General features: G+C 44.9%; 11 protein-coding genes and 4 tRNA genes. 1 reads left to right on the top strand and 14 read right to left on the bottom strand.

Annotated elements, in window-relative coordinates; translation table 11 throughout:
- Nucleotides 1–2: 2 nt before the first annotated feature.
- From secE to tsaA, 10 genes are all read right to left on the bottom strand, one after another.
- The gene (gene secE, locus A3IK_RS0117480; RefSeq protein ID WP_020561264.1) at nucleotides 3–389 is read right to left on the bottom strand and encodes a preprotein translocase subunit SecE; all 387 of its coding nucleotides are present in this window, start codon (nucleotides 387–389) and stop codon (nucleotides 3–5) included.
- Between the two features lie 86 nt (nucleotides 390–475).
- Nucleotides 476–551: transfer RNA gene (locus A3IK_RS0117475), tRNA-Trp, on the bottom strand.
- 56 nt (nucleotides 552–607) lie between these two features.
- Complete coding sequence (gene tuf, locus A3IK_RS0117470) at nucleotides 608–1,798, bottom strand: elongation factor Tu (RefSeq protein WP_020561263.1); 1,191 nt, start codon at nucleotides 1,796–1,798, stop codon at nucleotides 608–610.
- Between the two features lie 33 nt (nucleotides 1,799–1,831).
- Nucleotides 1,832–1,907, bottom strand: a tRNA-Thr gene (locus tag A3IK_RS0117465).
- A 34-nt stretch (nucleotides 1,908–1,941) separates the two neighbouring features.
- Nucleotides 1,942–2,015, bottom strand: a tRNA-Gly gene (locus tag A3IK_RS0117460).
- 55 nt (nucleotides 2,016–2,070) lie between these two features.
- Nucleotides 2,071–2,155, bottom strand: a tRNA-Tyr gene (locus A3IK_RS0117455).
- Nucleotides 2,156–2,359: 204 nt separating this feature from the next.
- Complete coding sequence (locus A3IK_RS0117450) at nucleotides 2,360–8,197, bottom strand: translocation/assembly module TamB domain-containing protein (RefSeq protein ID WP_020561262.1); 5,838 nt, start codon at nucleotides 8,195–8,197, stop codon at nucleotides 2,360–2,362.
- Nucleotides 8,194–10,245, bottom strand: a complete 2,052-nt coding sequence (locus tag A3IK_RS0117445) for an autotransporter assembly complex protein TamA (RefSeq protein WP_020561261.1) — start codon at nucleotides 10,243–10,245, stop codon at nucleotides 8,194–8,196. The genes A3IK_RS0117450 and A3IK_RS0117445 overlap by 4 nt, the downstream gene beginning before the upstream one ends.
- Before the next feature lie 14 nt (nucleotides 10,246–10,259).
- Nucleotides 10,260–11,747, bottom strand: a complete 1,488-nt coding sequence (gene dacB, locus A3IK_RS0117440) for a D-alanyl-D-alanine carboxypeptidase/D-alanyl-D-alanine endopeptidase (RefSeq protein WP_020561260.1) — start codon at nucleotides 11,745–11,747, stop codon at nucleotides 10,260–10,262.
- A 12-nt stretch (nucleotides 11,748–11,759) separates the two neighbouring features.
- Nucleotides 11,760–12,482 (bottom strand): tRNA (N6-threonylcarbamoyladenosine(37)-N6)-methyltransferase TrmO, encoded by a 723-nt coding sequence (tsaA, locus tag A3IK_RS0117435; protein WP_020561259.1) that lies wholly within the window; start codon nucleotides 12,480–12,482, stop codon nucleotides 11,760–11,762.
- A 145-nt stretch (nucleotides 12,483–12,627) separates the two neighbouring features.
- Here tsaA and A3IK_RS0117430 point away from each other — a divergent pair, with 145 nt between their 5' ends.
- Nucleotides 12,628–13,056, top strand: coding sequence for an META domain-containing protein (locus A3IK_RS0117430; protein WP_162596688.1), 429 nt, complete (start codon nucleotides 12,628–12,630; stop codon nucleotides 13,054–13,056).
- 84 nt (nucleotides 13,057–13,140) lie between these two features.
- On the opposite strand, the gene A3IK_RS0117425 is transcribed toward A3IK_RS0117430, so the two are convergent.
- The 4 genes from A3IK_RS0117425 to znuC form a co-directional block, all read right to left on the bottom strand.
- Nucleotides 13,141–13,392 carry a YfhL family 4Fe-4S dicluster ferredoxin gene (locus A3IK_RS0117425; RefSeq protein ID WP_026221047.1) on the bottom strand — a complete coding sequence of 84 codons (252 nt, stop codon included), beginning with the start codon at nucleotides 13,390–13,392 and terminating at the stop codon, nucleotides 13,141–13,143.
- Between the two features lie 89 nt (nucleotides 13,393–13,481).
- Nucleotides 13,482–13,988, bottom strand: a complete 507-nt coding sequence (coaD, locus tag A3IK_RS0117420) for a pantetheine-phosphate adenylyltransferase (protein ID WP_020561256.1) — start codon at nucleotides 13,986–13,988, stop codon at nucleotides 13,482–13,484.
- A gap of 116 nt (nucleotides 13,989–14,104) precedes the next feature.
- Nucleotides 14,105–14,893, bottom strand: a complete 789-nt coding sequence (locus tag A3IK_RS0117415) for a metal ABC transporter permease (protein WP_245539502.1) — start codon at nucleotides 14,891–14,893, stop codon at nucleotides 14,105–14,107.
- A 9-nt stretch (nucleotides 14,894–14,902) separates the two neighbouring features.
- Nucleotides 14,903–15,670, bottom strand: a complete 768-nt coding sequence (gene znuC, locus A3IK_RS0117410) for a zinc ABC transporter ATP-binding protein ZnuC (RefSeq protein WP_020561254.1) — start codon at nucleotides 15,668–15,670, stop codon at nucleotides 14,903–14,905.
- Between the last annotated feature and the right edge of the window lie 34 nt (nucleotides 15,671–15,704).

The raw sequence follows: 15,704 nt of genomic DNA, 5'->3' as shown, positions 1-15,704 counted from the left end.
ACTTAATTTCCTATTAGCGATTTAATACCCCAACCTAGGAGCATATCAACCAGCCATAAAAAAATGGATAAAATTAAGACAATTATCATGACCATCATTGTAGTCTGTATAGTCTCAGCGCGAGTAGGCCATACCATTTTACGTACTTCTAAACGCGAGTCCTTAAGGAATCCTAAGAGACGTTTACCATTAGCTGTAGTAAAGGCTAGTGCTACACCTGCACCCGCAATTATTAATAGAGCTAAAACGCGAAAAAAGATTGATACAGGCTCACCTTGCCAAGTAGCAAAGTAATAAAAGACACCGATTGCAGCTACAATTAATGCCAAAGAGGCAATTAATTTAATAGTGTCTAGGCTGGAGGATTGTTGTTCTGTAGTGCTTGACATGCTGTTTAATACCTGAACAGTCAGAAATGACTTTGTTTAATATCCTTGAGAATACAAACAGATACTAGACAAAACCATCTTAAAGATGGCAGGCCAAGAGGGAATCGAACCCCCAACCTGCGGTTTTGGAGACCGCCGCTCTGCCAATTGAGCTATTGACCTGTATTAGAAAGAGAGCAATATTATAACCGCTCTCTTTAATTTAAGCGAGTAGAGAATTACTCAATAATTTTAGCGACGACGCCCGCACCAACAGTACGACCACCCTCACGAATCGCAAAACGCAAACCCTCTTCCATCGCAATCGGATTGATCAGGCTTACGACTAATTTCACATTATCACCCGGCATTACCATCTCTACGCCTTCTGGTAATTCACAAGCGCCAGTGACGTCTGTGGTACGGAAGTAGAACTGTGGACGATAACCTTTGAAGAATGGGGTATGACGACCACCCTCTTCCTTGGATAATACGTAAACTTCGGCTTCAAACTTAGAGTGTGGTTTAATAGAACCGGGCTTGCACAGTACTTGACCACGCTCTACGTCTTCACGTTTGGTACCACGGAGTAATAAACCTACGTTGTCGCCAGCTTGACCTTGGTCAAGTAACTTACGGAACATTTCAACGCCCGTTACAGTGGTCTTAGTAGTAGGGTTAATGCCTACGATTTCAACCTCTTCACCGACTTTAATAATGCCGCGCTCAATACGACCAGTTACTACTGTACCACGACCAGAGATAGAGAATACGTCTTCTACCGGTAGTAAGAAGGCACCGTCTACTGCACGCTCAGGTTCTGGGATGTAGGTGTCTAGGGCTTCTACTAAGCTAGCAATCGCGCCTTCACCTAAATCACTGGCATCCCCTTGTAGTGCTTTTAAGGCAGAGCCTTTAATCACGGGGGTGTCATCACCAGGGAATTCGTAGTCTGATAACAGTTCACGAATTTCCATTTCAACAAGTTCAAGTAATTCCTCATCGTCGACCATGTCACATTTGTTCATGAATACGACAATGTATGGAACACCTACTTGACGTGATAATAGAATGTGCTCACGTGTTTGTGGCATAGGGCCATCAGCGGCGGATACCACTAGAATCGCTCCGTCCATTTGTGCCGCACCCGTGATCATGTTCTTGACATAATCCGCGTGACCAGGGCAGTCTACGTGTGCGTAGTGACGTGCCGATGATTCATATTCTACGTGTGCCGTCGAAATGGTGATACCCCGTGCTTTTTCTTCCGGGGCTGCGTCGATTTGGTCATACGCCTTGGCATCACCACCAAATTTACGCGATTGTACAACCGTCAAGGCCGCTGTTAGGGTCGTTTTACCGTGGTCTACGTGACCGATTGTACCCACATTTACGTGCGGCTTTGTACGCTGGAATTTATCTTTTGCCATTTTGACAAGCACTCCGTCAAAAAACTAAATAACTGGTGCCCATAGGCAGAATCGAACTGCCGACCTCATCCTTACCAAGGATGCGCTCTACCGCCTGAGCTATATGGGCAAAAAACTTACAATCACTCAGCCATCAACATAATTGGAGCGGGTGATGGGAATCGAACCCACACCATCAGCTTGGAAGGCTGAGGTTCTACCATTGAACTACACCCGCCTAATGCTCTGATCAAACATCACCGCACACTTAATGATGTAGATCAAACAGAAGATGGTGGAGGGGGAAGGATTCGAACCTTCGAAGCACGTGGCAACAAATTTACAGTCTGTCCCCTTTGACCGCTCGGGAACCCCTCCGACTGGAAAGGCACGAATTATCTTGTTATCAAATTAGAAAGTCAACTTAATAACCATTAAAAATCAGCATTATTTTGATATAAGTTTCAGATGAAACTATTACTAATTTTTAAACAGATCGTACCTACTAAAACAGGAACAGGATTATATGCCCTATTCATCTTAAAAGCTAGTCTTTTTATCGTATTTTTTTGACATTAGCGTTTAGCGATTTGAACGCCTAAAAGGGCCTTTATCTGTATTTATTTTATAAATAAAATCAACACCTTGCTTCCTACCCGATTGAGCCTCAAGCTGTAGACGCTTATTAATCTGATAGGTAATAGCTACTCTTTGTAGGGAATCAAAGACTCCAACGATATATTTTACATAGAGACGTGGCCCTAATCGCTTGCCCAATAGCAACTCACTCTCACGATAGTCATCACCTTTAGTATTAATGCCTACCTCATCCAGCCCTAAAGCCACACCTAGCTGATTAGCAATACTTTCGCCACCCGTAATGCCTAAGTTCATGATTGCTTGACGCAACACATTAGTATCTGAACCAGACAGGGTACTCGCCGAATGTCCTGTTAATAAGTAACTCAAGGTATCGCTTTGGGTTTGTGTAGGTGAGGAAAACAAGGTTGACTCTGGGCGACGTACTGTCCCATTGAGCGTAATCCCAACCTTAATATCCGTATCATCCTCTATAGTGCGCACGGCTTGAACATCTAAGCCCGGATTTTCCAGATTGCCATTAAAAATGAGCCGCCCCCGCTCAATTCTAAGATTTTGCCCATAGGCCTTATACACCCCATCCACAATACTCAAAGTACCTAAACCAATAATATCTTGCCGGGTGCGGGCAATTCTTAAACGTCCGCGCATTTTGGCATCTAAACCAAACCCTGAAAACACGGCTCTATCCCCTAACTCAATGGTCACATCGGGATTAATATTCAAAGGTTCATCCTGCGTTTGCAGATTAGGCCGCCCAGCTCCGGGTAAATTACCACCTTGTGGTGCTTGGGCAACCCTACTAGTACGAGACTGCCCGCGCCTTCCAACAATCACCACATCACTATTAGCTTGCGCACGCCTGCCTACTATGACCACATCGTCTGAGCGCACACTGGCAGAACTAGGTAACTCGCGCAAGCTCACCACCATTTCAGGAATAAAAATACTCCCTTGAATATTCACCGTACCGGGAACAGCCGTAACGCGTAAATTAGGCGAAGCCCACGCCTGAATTTCGTGAGTATCCATTAAGAGTAAACGCTCGCCTTGTAGCTGCACATCGGCTGACCATTTCGGTAGATTGCCAAACTGCATCGTACCTTTAGCTTGTAATACCCCAGAGCCTGCCCTTAATGAGCCTGTAATAGTGGCATTACGCGCATCGACAGTTCTTACAGTTAAGTTAATATCTTGGAGTAAGGCACCCGTTTCAGATAGATAAGCTTGCCCATTTTGCAAACGCGCAATACCACGCAGAGTAGGCTTACTCAGTGTCCCCACCACCTCAACTTCTAATTGAACTTGTCCTTTGATCTCACCCAAATCGGGGGTCATTTTTTCTAGCCAAGCCACATTAGGCGACTCGGCACTAATCACCGCTTGAATGCGTGGATCGCCTTGCTCGACTAAGTCAATGCGCCCATTTAGTTTTACCGCACCATAGGGATCAACTTGAGTTTGACCTTGTAGACTGACTGTTTTGCCCACTAAAGTGATTACTACTTGAGCATTGTGATAGGTATATTGCTCAAACTGCCCATTCGTTTGGCGGATTTGTACTGTATTATCGGGGAAGCGTAACTTAGCTTGACCCGATCCTTGTCCTTTACGCCAAACCACCTGATAGGATCCATCGACCGAACCGGCTAATTTAATATTCTCAGGCAACCAAGGCTTTAACATCACCAAAGGCATATTTTGAATACGCCCGGTAGCTGCTACCCCTGAACTGGATATAGCAGGCTGAGCACAAATATTACCCTGACCATTAGAGAGGCAAATTTCACCACTTGCCAATTGCTTATTACTAACCTGCATGGTAACTGGGCGGATTAGACGCCAATTACCGGCGGCAGTATCTCTTAAATCAGCCGATTGTATGTTGCCCGCCCAGACATTATTTTGCCAACGCCCCACCGCACTGAGATCAATTTTGCCCTCTTTATGTATGGCACTGACACGTACGCGATGATTTTCTGGTGTACCTTGCGCCTCCAGTACGGCTTGGCTCACCACATTATCGCCTTGGCGAATACCTCTCAAAGTCGCATTAGCACGATATTGCCCCCCACTTTGCCCAATATCAGCCACCAGACTTTCAATACTTAAATCCTGATAACGTAATTGAGTGCCTTGAACCTGTCCTTGGACTTGTGGCAAAGACCATTTACCTTTTGCTGTCCCTTGGCCTTGGATACTACCAGCTAAACCAGGCAACACTTGTGAAAGTTGCTTAGCATCAATGCGCCATTGCACATCGATTGGCTCGGTTACCTTACCTGATAATTGCAAGGCATTACTGCCCGCACGAACCCGGCCTTGTTTTACGATCCAATCTTTGCCTTGTTGGGCGATCTGACCTGTAGCATCGAGAGGGTAGCCATTTAATTGCCCCGTCAATTGCTCAATATCGACGCTCAAATTTGAGCCATCCCGTCGACTCGTTAAACTACCCCGCCCTTTTAAATTACCTTTTAAGCTAGGATGTAATTGACTGAGATTACGCCCATCTAGCTGCCAACGTACTGACACACGATCAGACACTTGACCACTGAGTAACAGGCGATTTTGCCCCACATCAACACTAAATCCCTCCGTATTAAACACATTATTGCGTCGGGTAATAGAGCCACGAGCGGATAGAGGATACTCTCGTAACTGACCATTGAGCTGACTAATGCTCAGAGTAAGCGTTGAGCCATCCACGGCTCCCTCAATACGTCCATTACCCTGTAGATTGCCTTGCAACTCAGGATGGATTTGACTGAGATTTTTCGCCTCTAATGACCAATTAACACCCAAACGGTTGGAAGCCTGACCATTGAGCACTATACGATTTTGCCCTAAGTTAATGGCTAAATCTTTTGCGGATAATTGCTTATCACGTAAGCCTATTTGCCCAGTCGCCGTCAAAGGATATTGCAGTACCTGCCCCTCTAAGGCTTGAATACTAACATCCAATCGTGAGCCATCTAGTAAACCTTGTAGACGTCCGCGCCCTTGCACTCGTCCGGTTAGATTAGGTTTAATCTGTGAGAGATCTTTTAACTCGACTTGCCAACTTACCCCCGCGCTATCGGTAGCACTACCATTGAGTATCACCCGATTTTTACCCGACTCCACCACTAAATCACGTGCCGTAATCGCATCCCCCTGACGCTTTAAGCCGCCGGATACATTAAGAGGATAGCCCTGCACCTTACCAGTCAGGCGCTTAATCGTGACATCTAGGCGTGAACCATCTAAGGCTCCGGTTAAAGTGCCCGACCCTTCGGCATTACCTTGTAACTTGGGACTTAACTGCTCTAAGCGTGAGGCATTAATACGCCAATCTAAACCTAAAGCATCTCCAGCATTACCATTGAGTACTAATTGATTATCACCCACATTAACCACTAAATCCCGCGCCGAATACACCTGATCACGCCGTGCTAATTGGCCTTTGGCATTAATAGGGTATTGATTAATCTTACCCTCTAAGCGGCCGATACTAATATCAAGCTGGCTGCCATCCAAAGTGCCTTTTAACGTACCCTGCCCATTGAGCTTGCCAGTTAACTTAGGCGATAACTGCCCTAAATCATTAGCACTCACCTTCCAATCTAAGCCCAAGCTATCCCCAGCACTACCATCGAGGGTAATCTGGTTTTTACCGGTATCAATCACTAGGTTACGTGCTTCTAAGACTTTATTTTCAAAATGTAATAAGCCCTTAGCCTCTAATGGGATATCTTGCACATTGCCTTTTAGCCTTTGAATGGCAATATCTAACTGTGAACCGTCAATTAAACCCTTAAGATTACCCTCTGCACTCACCTGCCCTTTAAGCTTTAGGTGTAGTTGCTTTAAGGCTTTAGCTTCCAACTGCCAATCCAAACCTAAAGTTTCCGCCGCACTCCCATTCAAAATGAGCTTATTATCCCCTAGCGTTAAGATCACATCTTTAGCACTCAAGGCTTTGTTTTTTAAGCTAAGTTGTCCCGTACCTTGTATAGGATAATCCTGCAAAGTCCCGCGCATTTTGGCAATACTCAGGTCAAATTCTGAGCCATCCATTAAACCCTTTACATTACCCGATGCACTTAGATTACCTTTCAGTTTAGGATGAAGTGTAGATAATTTATCCGCCTCTAATTGCCAATTCAGCCCTAAGGTATTGGCAGCACTACTGCCATCAAAAGTTAGCCGATTCGTACCCACAAACACCTGCATATCTTGAGCACTCAAAATATCGTCTTGTAGCTTTAATTGGCCTTGGGCTTGAATAGGCAGCTGGTTGATTTGCCCTTTTAGACCATCAATATGCAGATCCAAATGCTTTTTATCGAGCTGCCCCTCTATGCGCCCACTGCCACTAATATTGCCTTTTAAGGTGGGCTTGAGTTGAGTAAGGTTTTTAGCATCTAAAGTCCACACTAAACCTAAATCATCACGGGCATCCCCATCTAGGGTCAGCACATTATCCCCCATATAAACCCGTACATTACGCGCTGATAGGGTATTATTATTCCGCGCCAATTGCCCTGTAGCTTTGAGTTTATACCCTTGTAAATGACCACTAAGATCTTGAATATCAACCGTTAACTGCGAACCATCTAAGCGCCCTTGTAAGGCTCCATTACCTTTTAAGGCACCGGATAATTGTGGTGAGATTTGTGCTAACTTGGGTGCATTCAATGACCAATCCATCGCCAAGTCTTGATCCGCTTTGCCCACAATCGTGAGCTTATTATCACCGAGTGCTGCATCTAAACTTCTAACCTCAAACACTCCAAACTCAGACAAAACTTCCCCAGTAGCGCGTACTGGATAATTCTGTACCTGCCCAGTCAGTGAGTGAATAGCCCAATGTGTAGAACGCTTAACCTGACTACGCTCACCACTCCAAACGATATGGCTATCTAAGCTAGTTGGTGTACTTACACCATAGTCGGCTAGATCAACCCCGTGCGTGGTCATATCTAACTGCCATAAGATAGGGTCATACCAATTGAGATAGCCCTTAGCTTGCCCCTCACTTCCTCCTTCTGGATCAGTAAGGGTAAGTTTATATATATTTAATTGCTCCATATTACCGGAGCCTAAGATCTTGACGGTATAGCGGGGTGAATTACGATAAGACCATTGCCCTTGTCCCGCAATCTTATAGGCATTATCAGGCCCTGTTATATTTAAATCGAGGGTACCAATCCCAAGATTCGGATCAACCGACGCTACTCGCCCGTTAAACTCACCTGTATGTAAAGCACCTAAGGCCATTTGCCCTTGAAGGTTCAGCATTAAACCTTGATTAGGATTGGCATGAGTACGAGCACTCAGCTCCTGTACATAGAGCATACCCGCTGCATTATTAGCTTTAATACTGACATCATAGAGCTTAAGGGCACTCGCTCCGACCCAAAACTCAAACTCCTTAACACGTACATCGGATAGTAAGGCCTCTAATGGATCGGATAACTCAGGAATCACGACCGGCCCTGGCCCTGCTGGCGGGGTTTTAATAATCAGACGATCCATATAGGTACGCTTTAATTCGGGACGTAAGCCTAGTTTAGTGTTCAGATCTAAGCCTTCTACGGTCACGCTAGCCTCTATCCCCTCTTCCTGCCAGTAAATCCGCTTAGCCTTTAAGTCGCCCCCTAATGCCCCCTCTACTCCCTCAAAGGTCAGTCCCGCCACCCGTTGCTCTAATTGTTGAGCAACCAAACGCGCCCCTGCTTGGCTAAATACTAAAAACCCTACCAACAATAATACCAATACAATCAGTACTATTACCGCTAATAAGGGCGTCCAAATCAGGGAGCGACTTAACTTCACAAATCAGGTCCTAAGCTAAAGTAAAAGTGGAAATCATTAAAATTATCCTTAGGCACAGCAACATCGACACGAATCGGGCCTATGGGGGATTGATAACGTGCTCCTAAGCCCACCCCCCATTTAATGTCATAATTCGACCAATCTTCAAACGCATTACCCGCATCCACAAATGCAGCCAAACTAAACTTGTCACGGACAGGCTTTTCAAATTCAACCCCTCCTGTTAATAAATGCTTACCCCCAATCACCACATCATTGGCATCCTTCGTACCTAAAGACTGGTAATCATAGCCCCGCACAGAGTTTTGCCCACCCGCAAAAAAGCGTAATGATTTAGGGGTGGTGGTCAAATCATCGGTATAGGTAGTGCCCAAAGCCCCTTGTAAAATGACCTTATTTTTGGACTCCAAGGTTTTTAAATACTTACCAGAAACCTTACCTTGTATTAAAGATTGATCGCTTAATAAGCCTTTTTTAGCCCCTTGTAACTCGGCGGCTAATTGCCAGCCTTGGGTGGCATACAATAAATCATCCGCCTCCGTTTTTTTCATCCTAGCGCCTAACAACGCTAATTGAGAAGTCGTTTTATCACTTCCCTCGGTCTGAGTCGTCTCATAAAGGGTTGAAACAAAGGCGGTTTGTTGCCAGTCACTATCATTACGGCGATTATAACTAAACTCACTTTTTAAAGCCGAACTTTTAATCTGATTAGTATCAGAACGTTCCCAGCCCCCACTTAAGGCCGCAAACTCAAATTCTGGCTCCCACAAAGGCACTTTATAATTAAATCCCAAAGACGCTTCTGGTTTAGAGGCGACTCCCTCTACCGTTAATTTATGCCCCTTGTCATTCACCCAGTTGGTATCCATTTTCGCTTCTAGACGTGCTTTGGTATCAGCGCCATAGCCTACTTTGCCTGTATAGGTATAACGCTTATTACGTTCGGCTTGGATACTCACTGGAATCTGTTTGTCTTTAGCCTCCATGTGCTTAGGGACAATTTGTACATCCTTATAATAGCCACTGGCTTCTAATAAACGTTGCTGCTTAAGGAGTTGTTCCGAATCATAATAGGCACCCGGACGCACCCTTAAATGGCGATTAAGCACTTTTTGGTTAAGCACATCTTGTTTTACATCCACTTGCCCATAACGATAACGCTCGCCTGTTTTATAATCCAAGACTACCTTACCCTCATGCTTATCCGGGTCAATTTGTAGCTGTTTGGTTTTATATTCGGCGTCGAAATAACCTAGTTGATTGGCTTTTTGATTTAGCTTGTCTTTGTAATCTTCATAGGGCTGATGCACCATCACATCCCCCATGCGATAGGGAGGATTTTGCTGAATAGTAGCAAAATCTTTAGTCTTAGCTCCCGCCCCCTCCAGCTTAATATCCATGCCTTTGACACGAATGGGCTGCCCGGGGTTCACCGCTACATTCAATACCCAACAACCATCACGCCGCGCTGAAACCATCTTAAATTGGGCATCAAAATAGCCCATAGCCTCGGCGGAGGCTTGTAGCTTGGGCTGTGCTGCGGTAATAAAACGCTCAATGCGCTCGGCGGAGGTGGCACAATTTAAGCGCCGTCTCGAAGGTAAAAAAGCAATAATATTATCGGAGAGGGCTTTATCTGCCCCACTAACTAATACTTTAACCGGAGACTCTTCCGTCTTCGCCTTCGTTTTTGAATTGGCTTTAGTGGTTTTGGCAGAATAGGCATTAGCCGGGTCTTCACCTAAACTCGGTGCTTCTTCGGGCAAACGCCTAAAATCATCCGTGCTATCGGCGGTGGGATCAGGAGCACTACTCACTTCGTCTGTTAACTCAGTAGATACCGCCTCCTCACCCCCTAACGGCGCTAGTGTCGGGGGCAAAGTAGTATCTACCTCGGTATCTAAAGAGCTTAGAGCCTCTTCCGCTGACAGGGTAGTATCTAGGGCGGGTAAAGTAGTATCTAACTCTAAGGGTGGCAGGGTTGCTGCGTTCACCCCTGTACTCATTAAACAGGTTAGTACTAAGTAGCGTACATCCCAATGTTTCATACGGCAAACCTATGTCATTGATTAAACGCCCACTCTAATAAAGCATCTTGCACAGCACGTCCGGCTGAGACATGGCGACCATGATGTTGAATCACTATAATAAGCTGCTTACCAGATTGAGTGAGCAAAAAGCCTGATAAGGCAGTGACGTCATTTAAAGTGCCGGTTTTCAGGTGCGCTTGACCGCGTAGGGCTTGGTGGCGGAAACGTTTCAGTAAGGTGCCATCCTCGCCTAATAATGGCAAGGACGAAATGAATTCAGGCATATAGGCATCATGCCAAATAAGGTTAAGCATTTGCCCCATTTGTCGTGCGGTAACACGTTCATCGCGTGATAGCCCTGCCCCATTTTCAATCACTAAACCCTGAGTATTAATCCCCACCGAGTTTAAATAAACCTTGACGACTTCACTCCCGTTAACCGTTGTACCCGGAACACCAATCCCCTTCGCCCCTAACGTTAGCAATAATTGACGTGTCATTACATTATTGCTCCACTTATTAATTGCGCGAATTTGATCGATAAGTGGTGGTGAATAATAGGTATAAAATAGTTGATCGCTAGCTTGCAAAGTACCGGATTGATCACCTCCAGAAAGGGTTCCACCGAGTTGTTGCCAAAACTGGCGGAAAGCTTGTGCGACATGGTTAGTGGGTGTGGTCATTAAACGCATAATAAATTGCTGCCCACATTCCGTCGCATACCCCCCCCGAATCAGCATAGTCCCGGTACTTTGGCGGACAAACACGGGATTATAGTTATCCTCACTACAACGCCCTTCATGTAGCGATAATTGATTATCAATTTTTAACACCGCCGCCTCAGGAAAGGTCGTGATATCCACTTTATTGGTCAGGGTATTGGGAGATAATAAGAAACGTGTGGCTTGGAAATTAAACATTAATGCCGAGGGTAATGCGTTATAAACCCGCTCTGGTGTTTTATCAAACTGTTGGCTCGCCTGCTCAGGTACATCAAAATAACTATTATCAATAATCAGATTACCCTGAATATCTTTTAAGCCTTTCGCCCGTAAATCAAACATTAATTGCCAAAAATTTTCATAAATTAGATACGGATCGCCATATCCCTTAAGCACAAGATCACCATACAAAACACCATTTGTGATAGTGCCACGGGTCCATACTTCGGTTTTCCAACGCCAAGAAGGCCCTAGTACTTTCAGCGCAGTCCATGTCGTGAGGAGTTTCATAGTAGAGGCGGGATTACGTGGTGTATCGATTTCATACTCTACTAAAGGCTTAGATGCACTCACCTCTTGAATCAAAATGCTAAGTTCGCTAGCCGGAATTTTATATTTTTGTAGTAATGCCACTACTTTTTCGGGTAACTGTTTTAAGGCAGTGGCTTCAGTCGACTTTGCTTCTGTTGTGTTATTTTTAGAATTGTCATGGGTTGATTTAGCATAAGCTAATGAATGGGCTAATATTAAACCTGTTATCAGACTTAATGAGCAGCGCCATAATGAATGAGTATTCAAGTGATATATTCCCTAATGCTTAGTGTGAGGCAGACTGCCCTCGCTTAAGTCTAAAACCTCAATACCATCGGCGTCATAGCGCCAATGAAGATCAAAATCATATAACCGCATCCCATACTCACGATGATCTTGTTGTGTTGTACGATAAGCAGGGCGCGGATCTTGTTGTAGAATCTGGCGAATCAACAGCTCCATATTCACCCCCCATTGTGTAGATTTTTGCTGACACTGCACTGAAGCTTGTAAAGCAAAACGTACCTTCACTTGGCTCAATGGAGCTTGTTGAGCATAGCCTGCTTGGGCGTGAGGCAGTGCGTCTACATAGGGAATATAGGGTTTAATATCGATAATTGGGGTGCCATTTAGTAAATCGGCTCCGCGCAATTCTAAGCTCACCTGCCCATTACACTCCACAATACCACTCAATGACACCACGGATAAGCCTAAGGCATTAGGTCGAAAGGTAGAGCGGGTCGCAAAGACACCTACCCGTTGATTCCCGCCTAAACGGGGTGGGCGTACCGTGGGATGCCAACCTTGCTCTGCAGTCAAATGAAAGCGAAAAATTACCCAAATATGAGAAAACTCCTGCAACCCTCTGACACTCTCTAAGGAAAAAGTCTCAAGCAGATTAATACGCGCTTTAGCCTCTGACACCAAATTAGGCTGGCGTGGAATCCCAAACTTCTCCTGATAACAGGATTGTATATACCCAATAGGTTGAATACTAAACACTCACTAGCCTCAATTTCCAATCATCCTGATTTAGTTGTATCCCTATCATCCTTCTATCATCATAGTGGATTGAACCTTATCGGTTATAGATCCCTCTCATAGAATAATAATAAAACTCCTGAGCATGCTATCGATGATTCTATTTATGCAACATAAGTACTGGCGGCTTGTTTTGGTGGGCTGCTTGCTATTAACGCTAAATGCTTGCAATACCAAAGCGAATCCTAGTTCTATTCATGACCCGCTCCTCAATCAGTCTCAGTGGGTCTTAGCTAAGAATGTACCTAATCTTTCACGCCCAATAACGGTTTTGTTTGAGCGGGGGCGTATGAGTGGCTTTAATGGTTGCAACAGCTACTCTGGCAATTATATCGCCAACGAAGATGGCACTTTAGCGCTGGGTCAGCCGAGTGTCAGTCGTATATTATGTTCAGGGGTACCGTCTCAGACGGAGCGAGACTATATGGATAAACTGGCTCGCGTCCGAATCTATGCTTTAGTTAGAGGTCAATTAGTATTACTGGATGCTCAACGCAAGCCACTGCTTACCTTTCAGACCTATAAACCAACTTAATATAAGCAATATAATCAGCCCAATACAATATGCCTGCATAAAGCAGGCATATAAAATATAATCTAAGGCTATTGGACTTACGCTTTACGATTGTGCCATGAGTGCTTCATATTTAAGCTGTAACTCAGCTTTAGACTCCACACGCTCAGGATCTTTGGGAATACAATCTACCGGACACACTGCCACACATTGTGGCTCATCATAGTGCCCCACACATTCGGTGCAACGATCAGGATCAATCACATAAATCTCGTCCCCGGGTGAAATCGCATCATTGGGGCACTCCGGCTCGCATACATCACAATTGATACATTCGTCAGTAATTATTAATGCCATAATTAAACTCATTCCTCTCTTAAAAGTAATACCTGATTCTACAAGGTCAGGATAAGACTGCCTATTAACCGAGGTTTATCTAGTAGTTCTTAATCCGATAACCCATTGCGCTCTTGAATTCTAGCTTTTAATGCTTTTAGTACACGGGGAGAGACAAAACGTTCCACATCACCATTTAAGCGTGCTACTTCTTTGACCAAAGTAGAGGAGATAAAGGAAAAACTCTCACCCGGCATTAAAAACACGGACTCCACATCAGGAGCAAGGCTTCTATTCATACTCGCAAGCTGAAACTCAAACTCAAAATCAGATACCGCACGCATACCACGAATCAGGACACTTGCTTGTTGAGCTTTCGCAAAATCAACCAATAATCCTTCAAAACCGATGACTTCTACATTGGATAAACCATGGTACTCAATCTCTGTTTGAATTAGATCGACCCGCTCTGCTAGCGTAAACCATGGTTTCTTCTTAGGATTAGAAGCCACCCCTACAATCACCCGTTCACATAAACGTCGTGAGCGCCGAATTAAATCCATATGCCCATTTGTCAAGGGATCAAACGTCCCTGGGTAAACCGCCGTTACCACCATCACGTCACCTCACCTGCTAGATTACGCTTACTCTAGCGTCATTAAATTTGGAGTCGGGACTGTTTTTAACATGGATTTGTGCAGCGCACAAACCGTATCTACTGATTGGCTCATTTTTAACGCTGGGGTATGAGCTGCACTAAGGCAAATTCTATGACTGCAACCACGACAATACTAGGACCTGTAGGGCTATCCCACCATAGCGAACTGGCTAAGCCCAGCATCAAAGCCACTAAGCCACTCACAATAGCTATAAAGACCATTTGCTCTGGAGTACGGGCTAAGCGTCTAGCGGTCGCAGCAGGAATAATTAATAACGCGGTTAGTAAAAAAATCCCTACCACTCGCATAGCAATAGCAATTACCAATGCAATCAGTAGCATATAGATTAATCCCAATCGCTCGGTATTAACACCCTCGGCTTGAGCTAGTTCTGGATGAGCGGTCATGAGTAATAACGATTGCCAATAATACCAGACCACTCCCACCACAACGGCACTGAGCCCTAACGCAAAATAAACATCGGTATCTTGCAATAGTAAGATATCACCAAATAAATAAGCCTCTAAACTTCGGCCACCTGCTTGAGTACTAAAGTGTAGCGCCATCAAGCCTAAAGCTAAGCCACCATGCCCTAAGATGCCTAAAATGGTATCATTACTCAGTTCTGGCCTACGTTGTATCCGTGTCATTAACAAAGCCACTACAATACACACGGCTAAGACAAACCAATATTCTTGTCCACCTAATAAAATGCCTAATGCCACCCCTAATAAGGCAGAGTGTGATAACGCATCCCCAAAATAGGCCATACGCCGCCACAATAGAAACACCCCTAAAACACCCGTCACAGTCACTACAGCACTACCTGCAAGCAGAGCACGAATAATAAAACCATCCATCATTACACCCTACTACCCATGCGTATGCCCCTCACAACTATCAATAATCACCGAACCATCTAGGCCATGATGATGATTATGATGATGGGTATAAACGGCTAGATTTTGCTCAATATTAGGCAAACCAAATAATTTCAAATATTCGGGGTGCGCGGTCACAGCATCAGGTCGCCCCGAACAACAGACATGGGTATTCAAGCACAAGACTTGATCGGTAGCCGCCATGACTAAATGTAAATCATGGGACACTAACACCACCCCATAGTCATAGTCATTTTTTAACTGGGTTAAGAGTTGATACAGCTCACTTAAACCTGCCACATCCACCCCCTGCCCCGGCTCATCCAGCACTAATAACTCAGGACGTTTTAAAATAGCACGGGCTAATAATACCCGCTGCATCTCTCCTCCTGATAAGCCTTGTAGGGAGGCCTGTTGTAACTGCTCAATCCCTACGGCCTGTAACACGGATTGCACCGACTGTTTAGGTTTACTCCCCAAACAAATAAAACGTTCCACCGTTAAAGGCATCAGCGGCTCTAATTGAAAGCGTTGCGGCACATACCCCACACTTAAACCCGGCTTACGCCATACCTTGCCGACAGTAGGTTGCTCTAACCCCAAGAGGATTTTTAATAAACTAGACTTACCCGCCCCATTAGGGCCAATCAGAGTGAGTACTTTAGCTGGGTGTACTTCAAGACTAATATCATGCAAAATGTCGCGCTGATTTAACCTCAAGCTGACATGCTCTAAAGCAGCCAGTACCTGTTCTGACATCTTTATAACTACCCATTGACTATAATGCGCCGTA

The sequence above is a fragment of the Thiofilum flexile DSM 14609 genome (assembly GCF_000380185.1).
Classification (GTDB): domain Bacteria; phylum Pseudomonadota; class Gammaproteobacteria; order Thiotrichales; family Thiotrichaceae; genus Thiofilum; species Thiofilum flexile.
The sequence above is the reverse complement of the archived record's forward strand: the minus strand, read 5'-3'. Positions and strand labels throughout refer to the sequence as shown.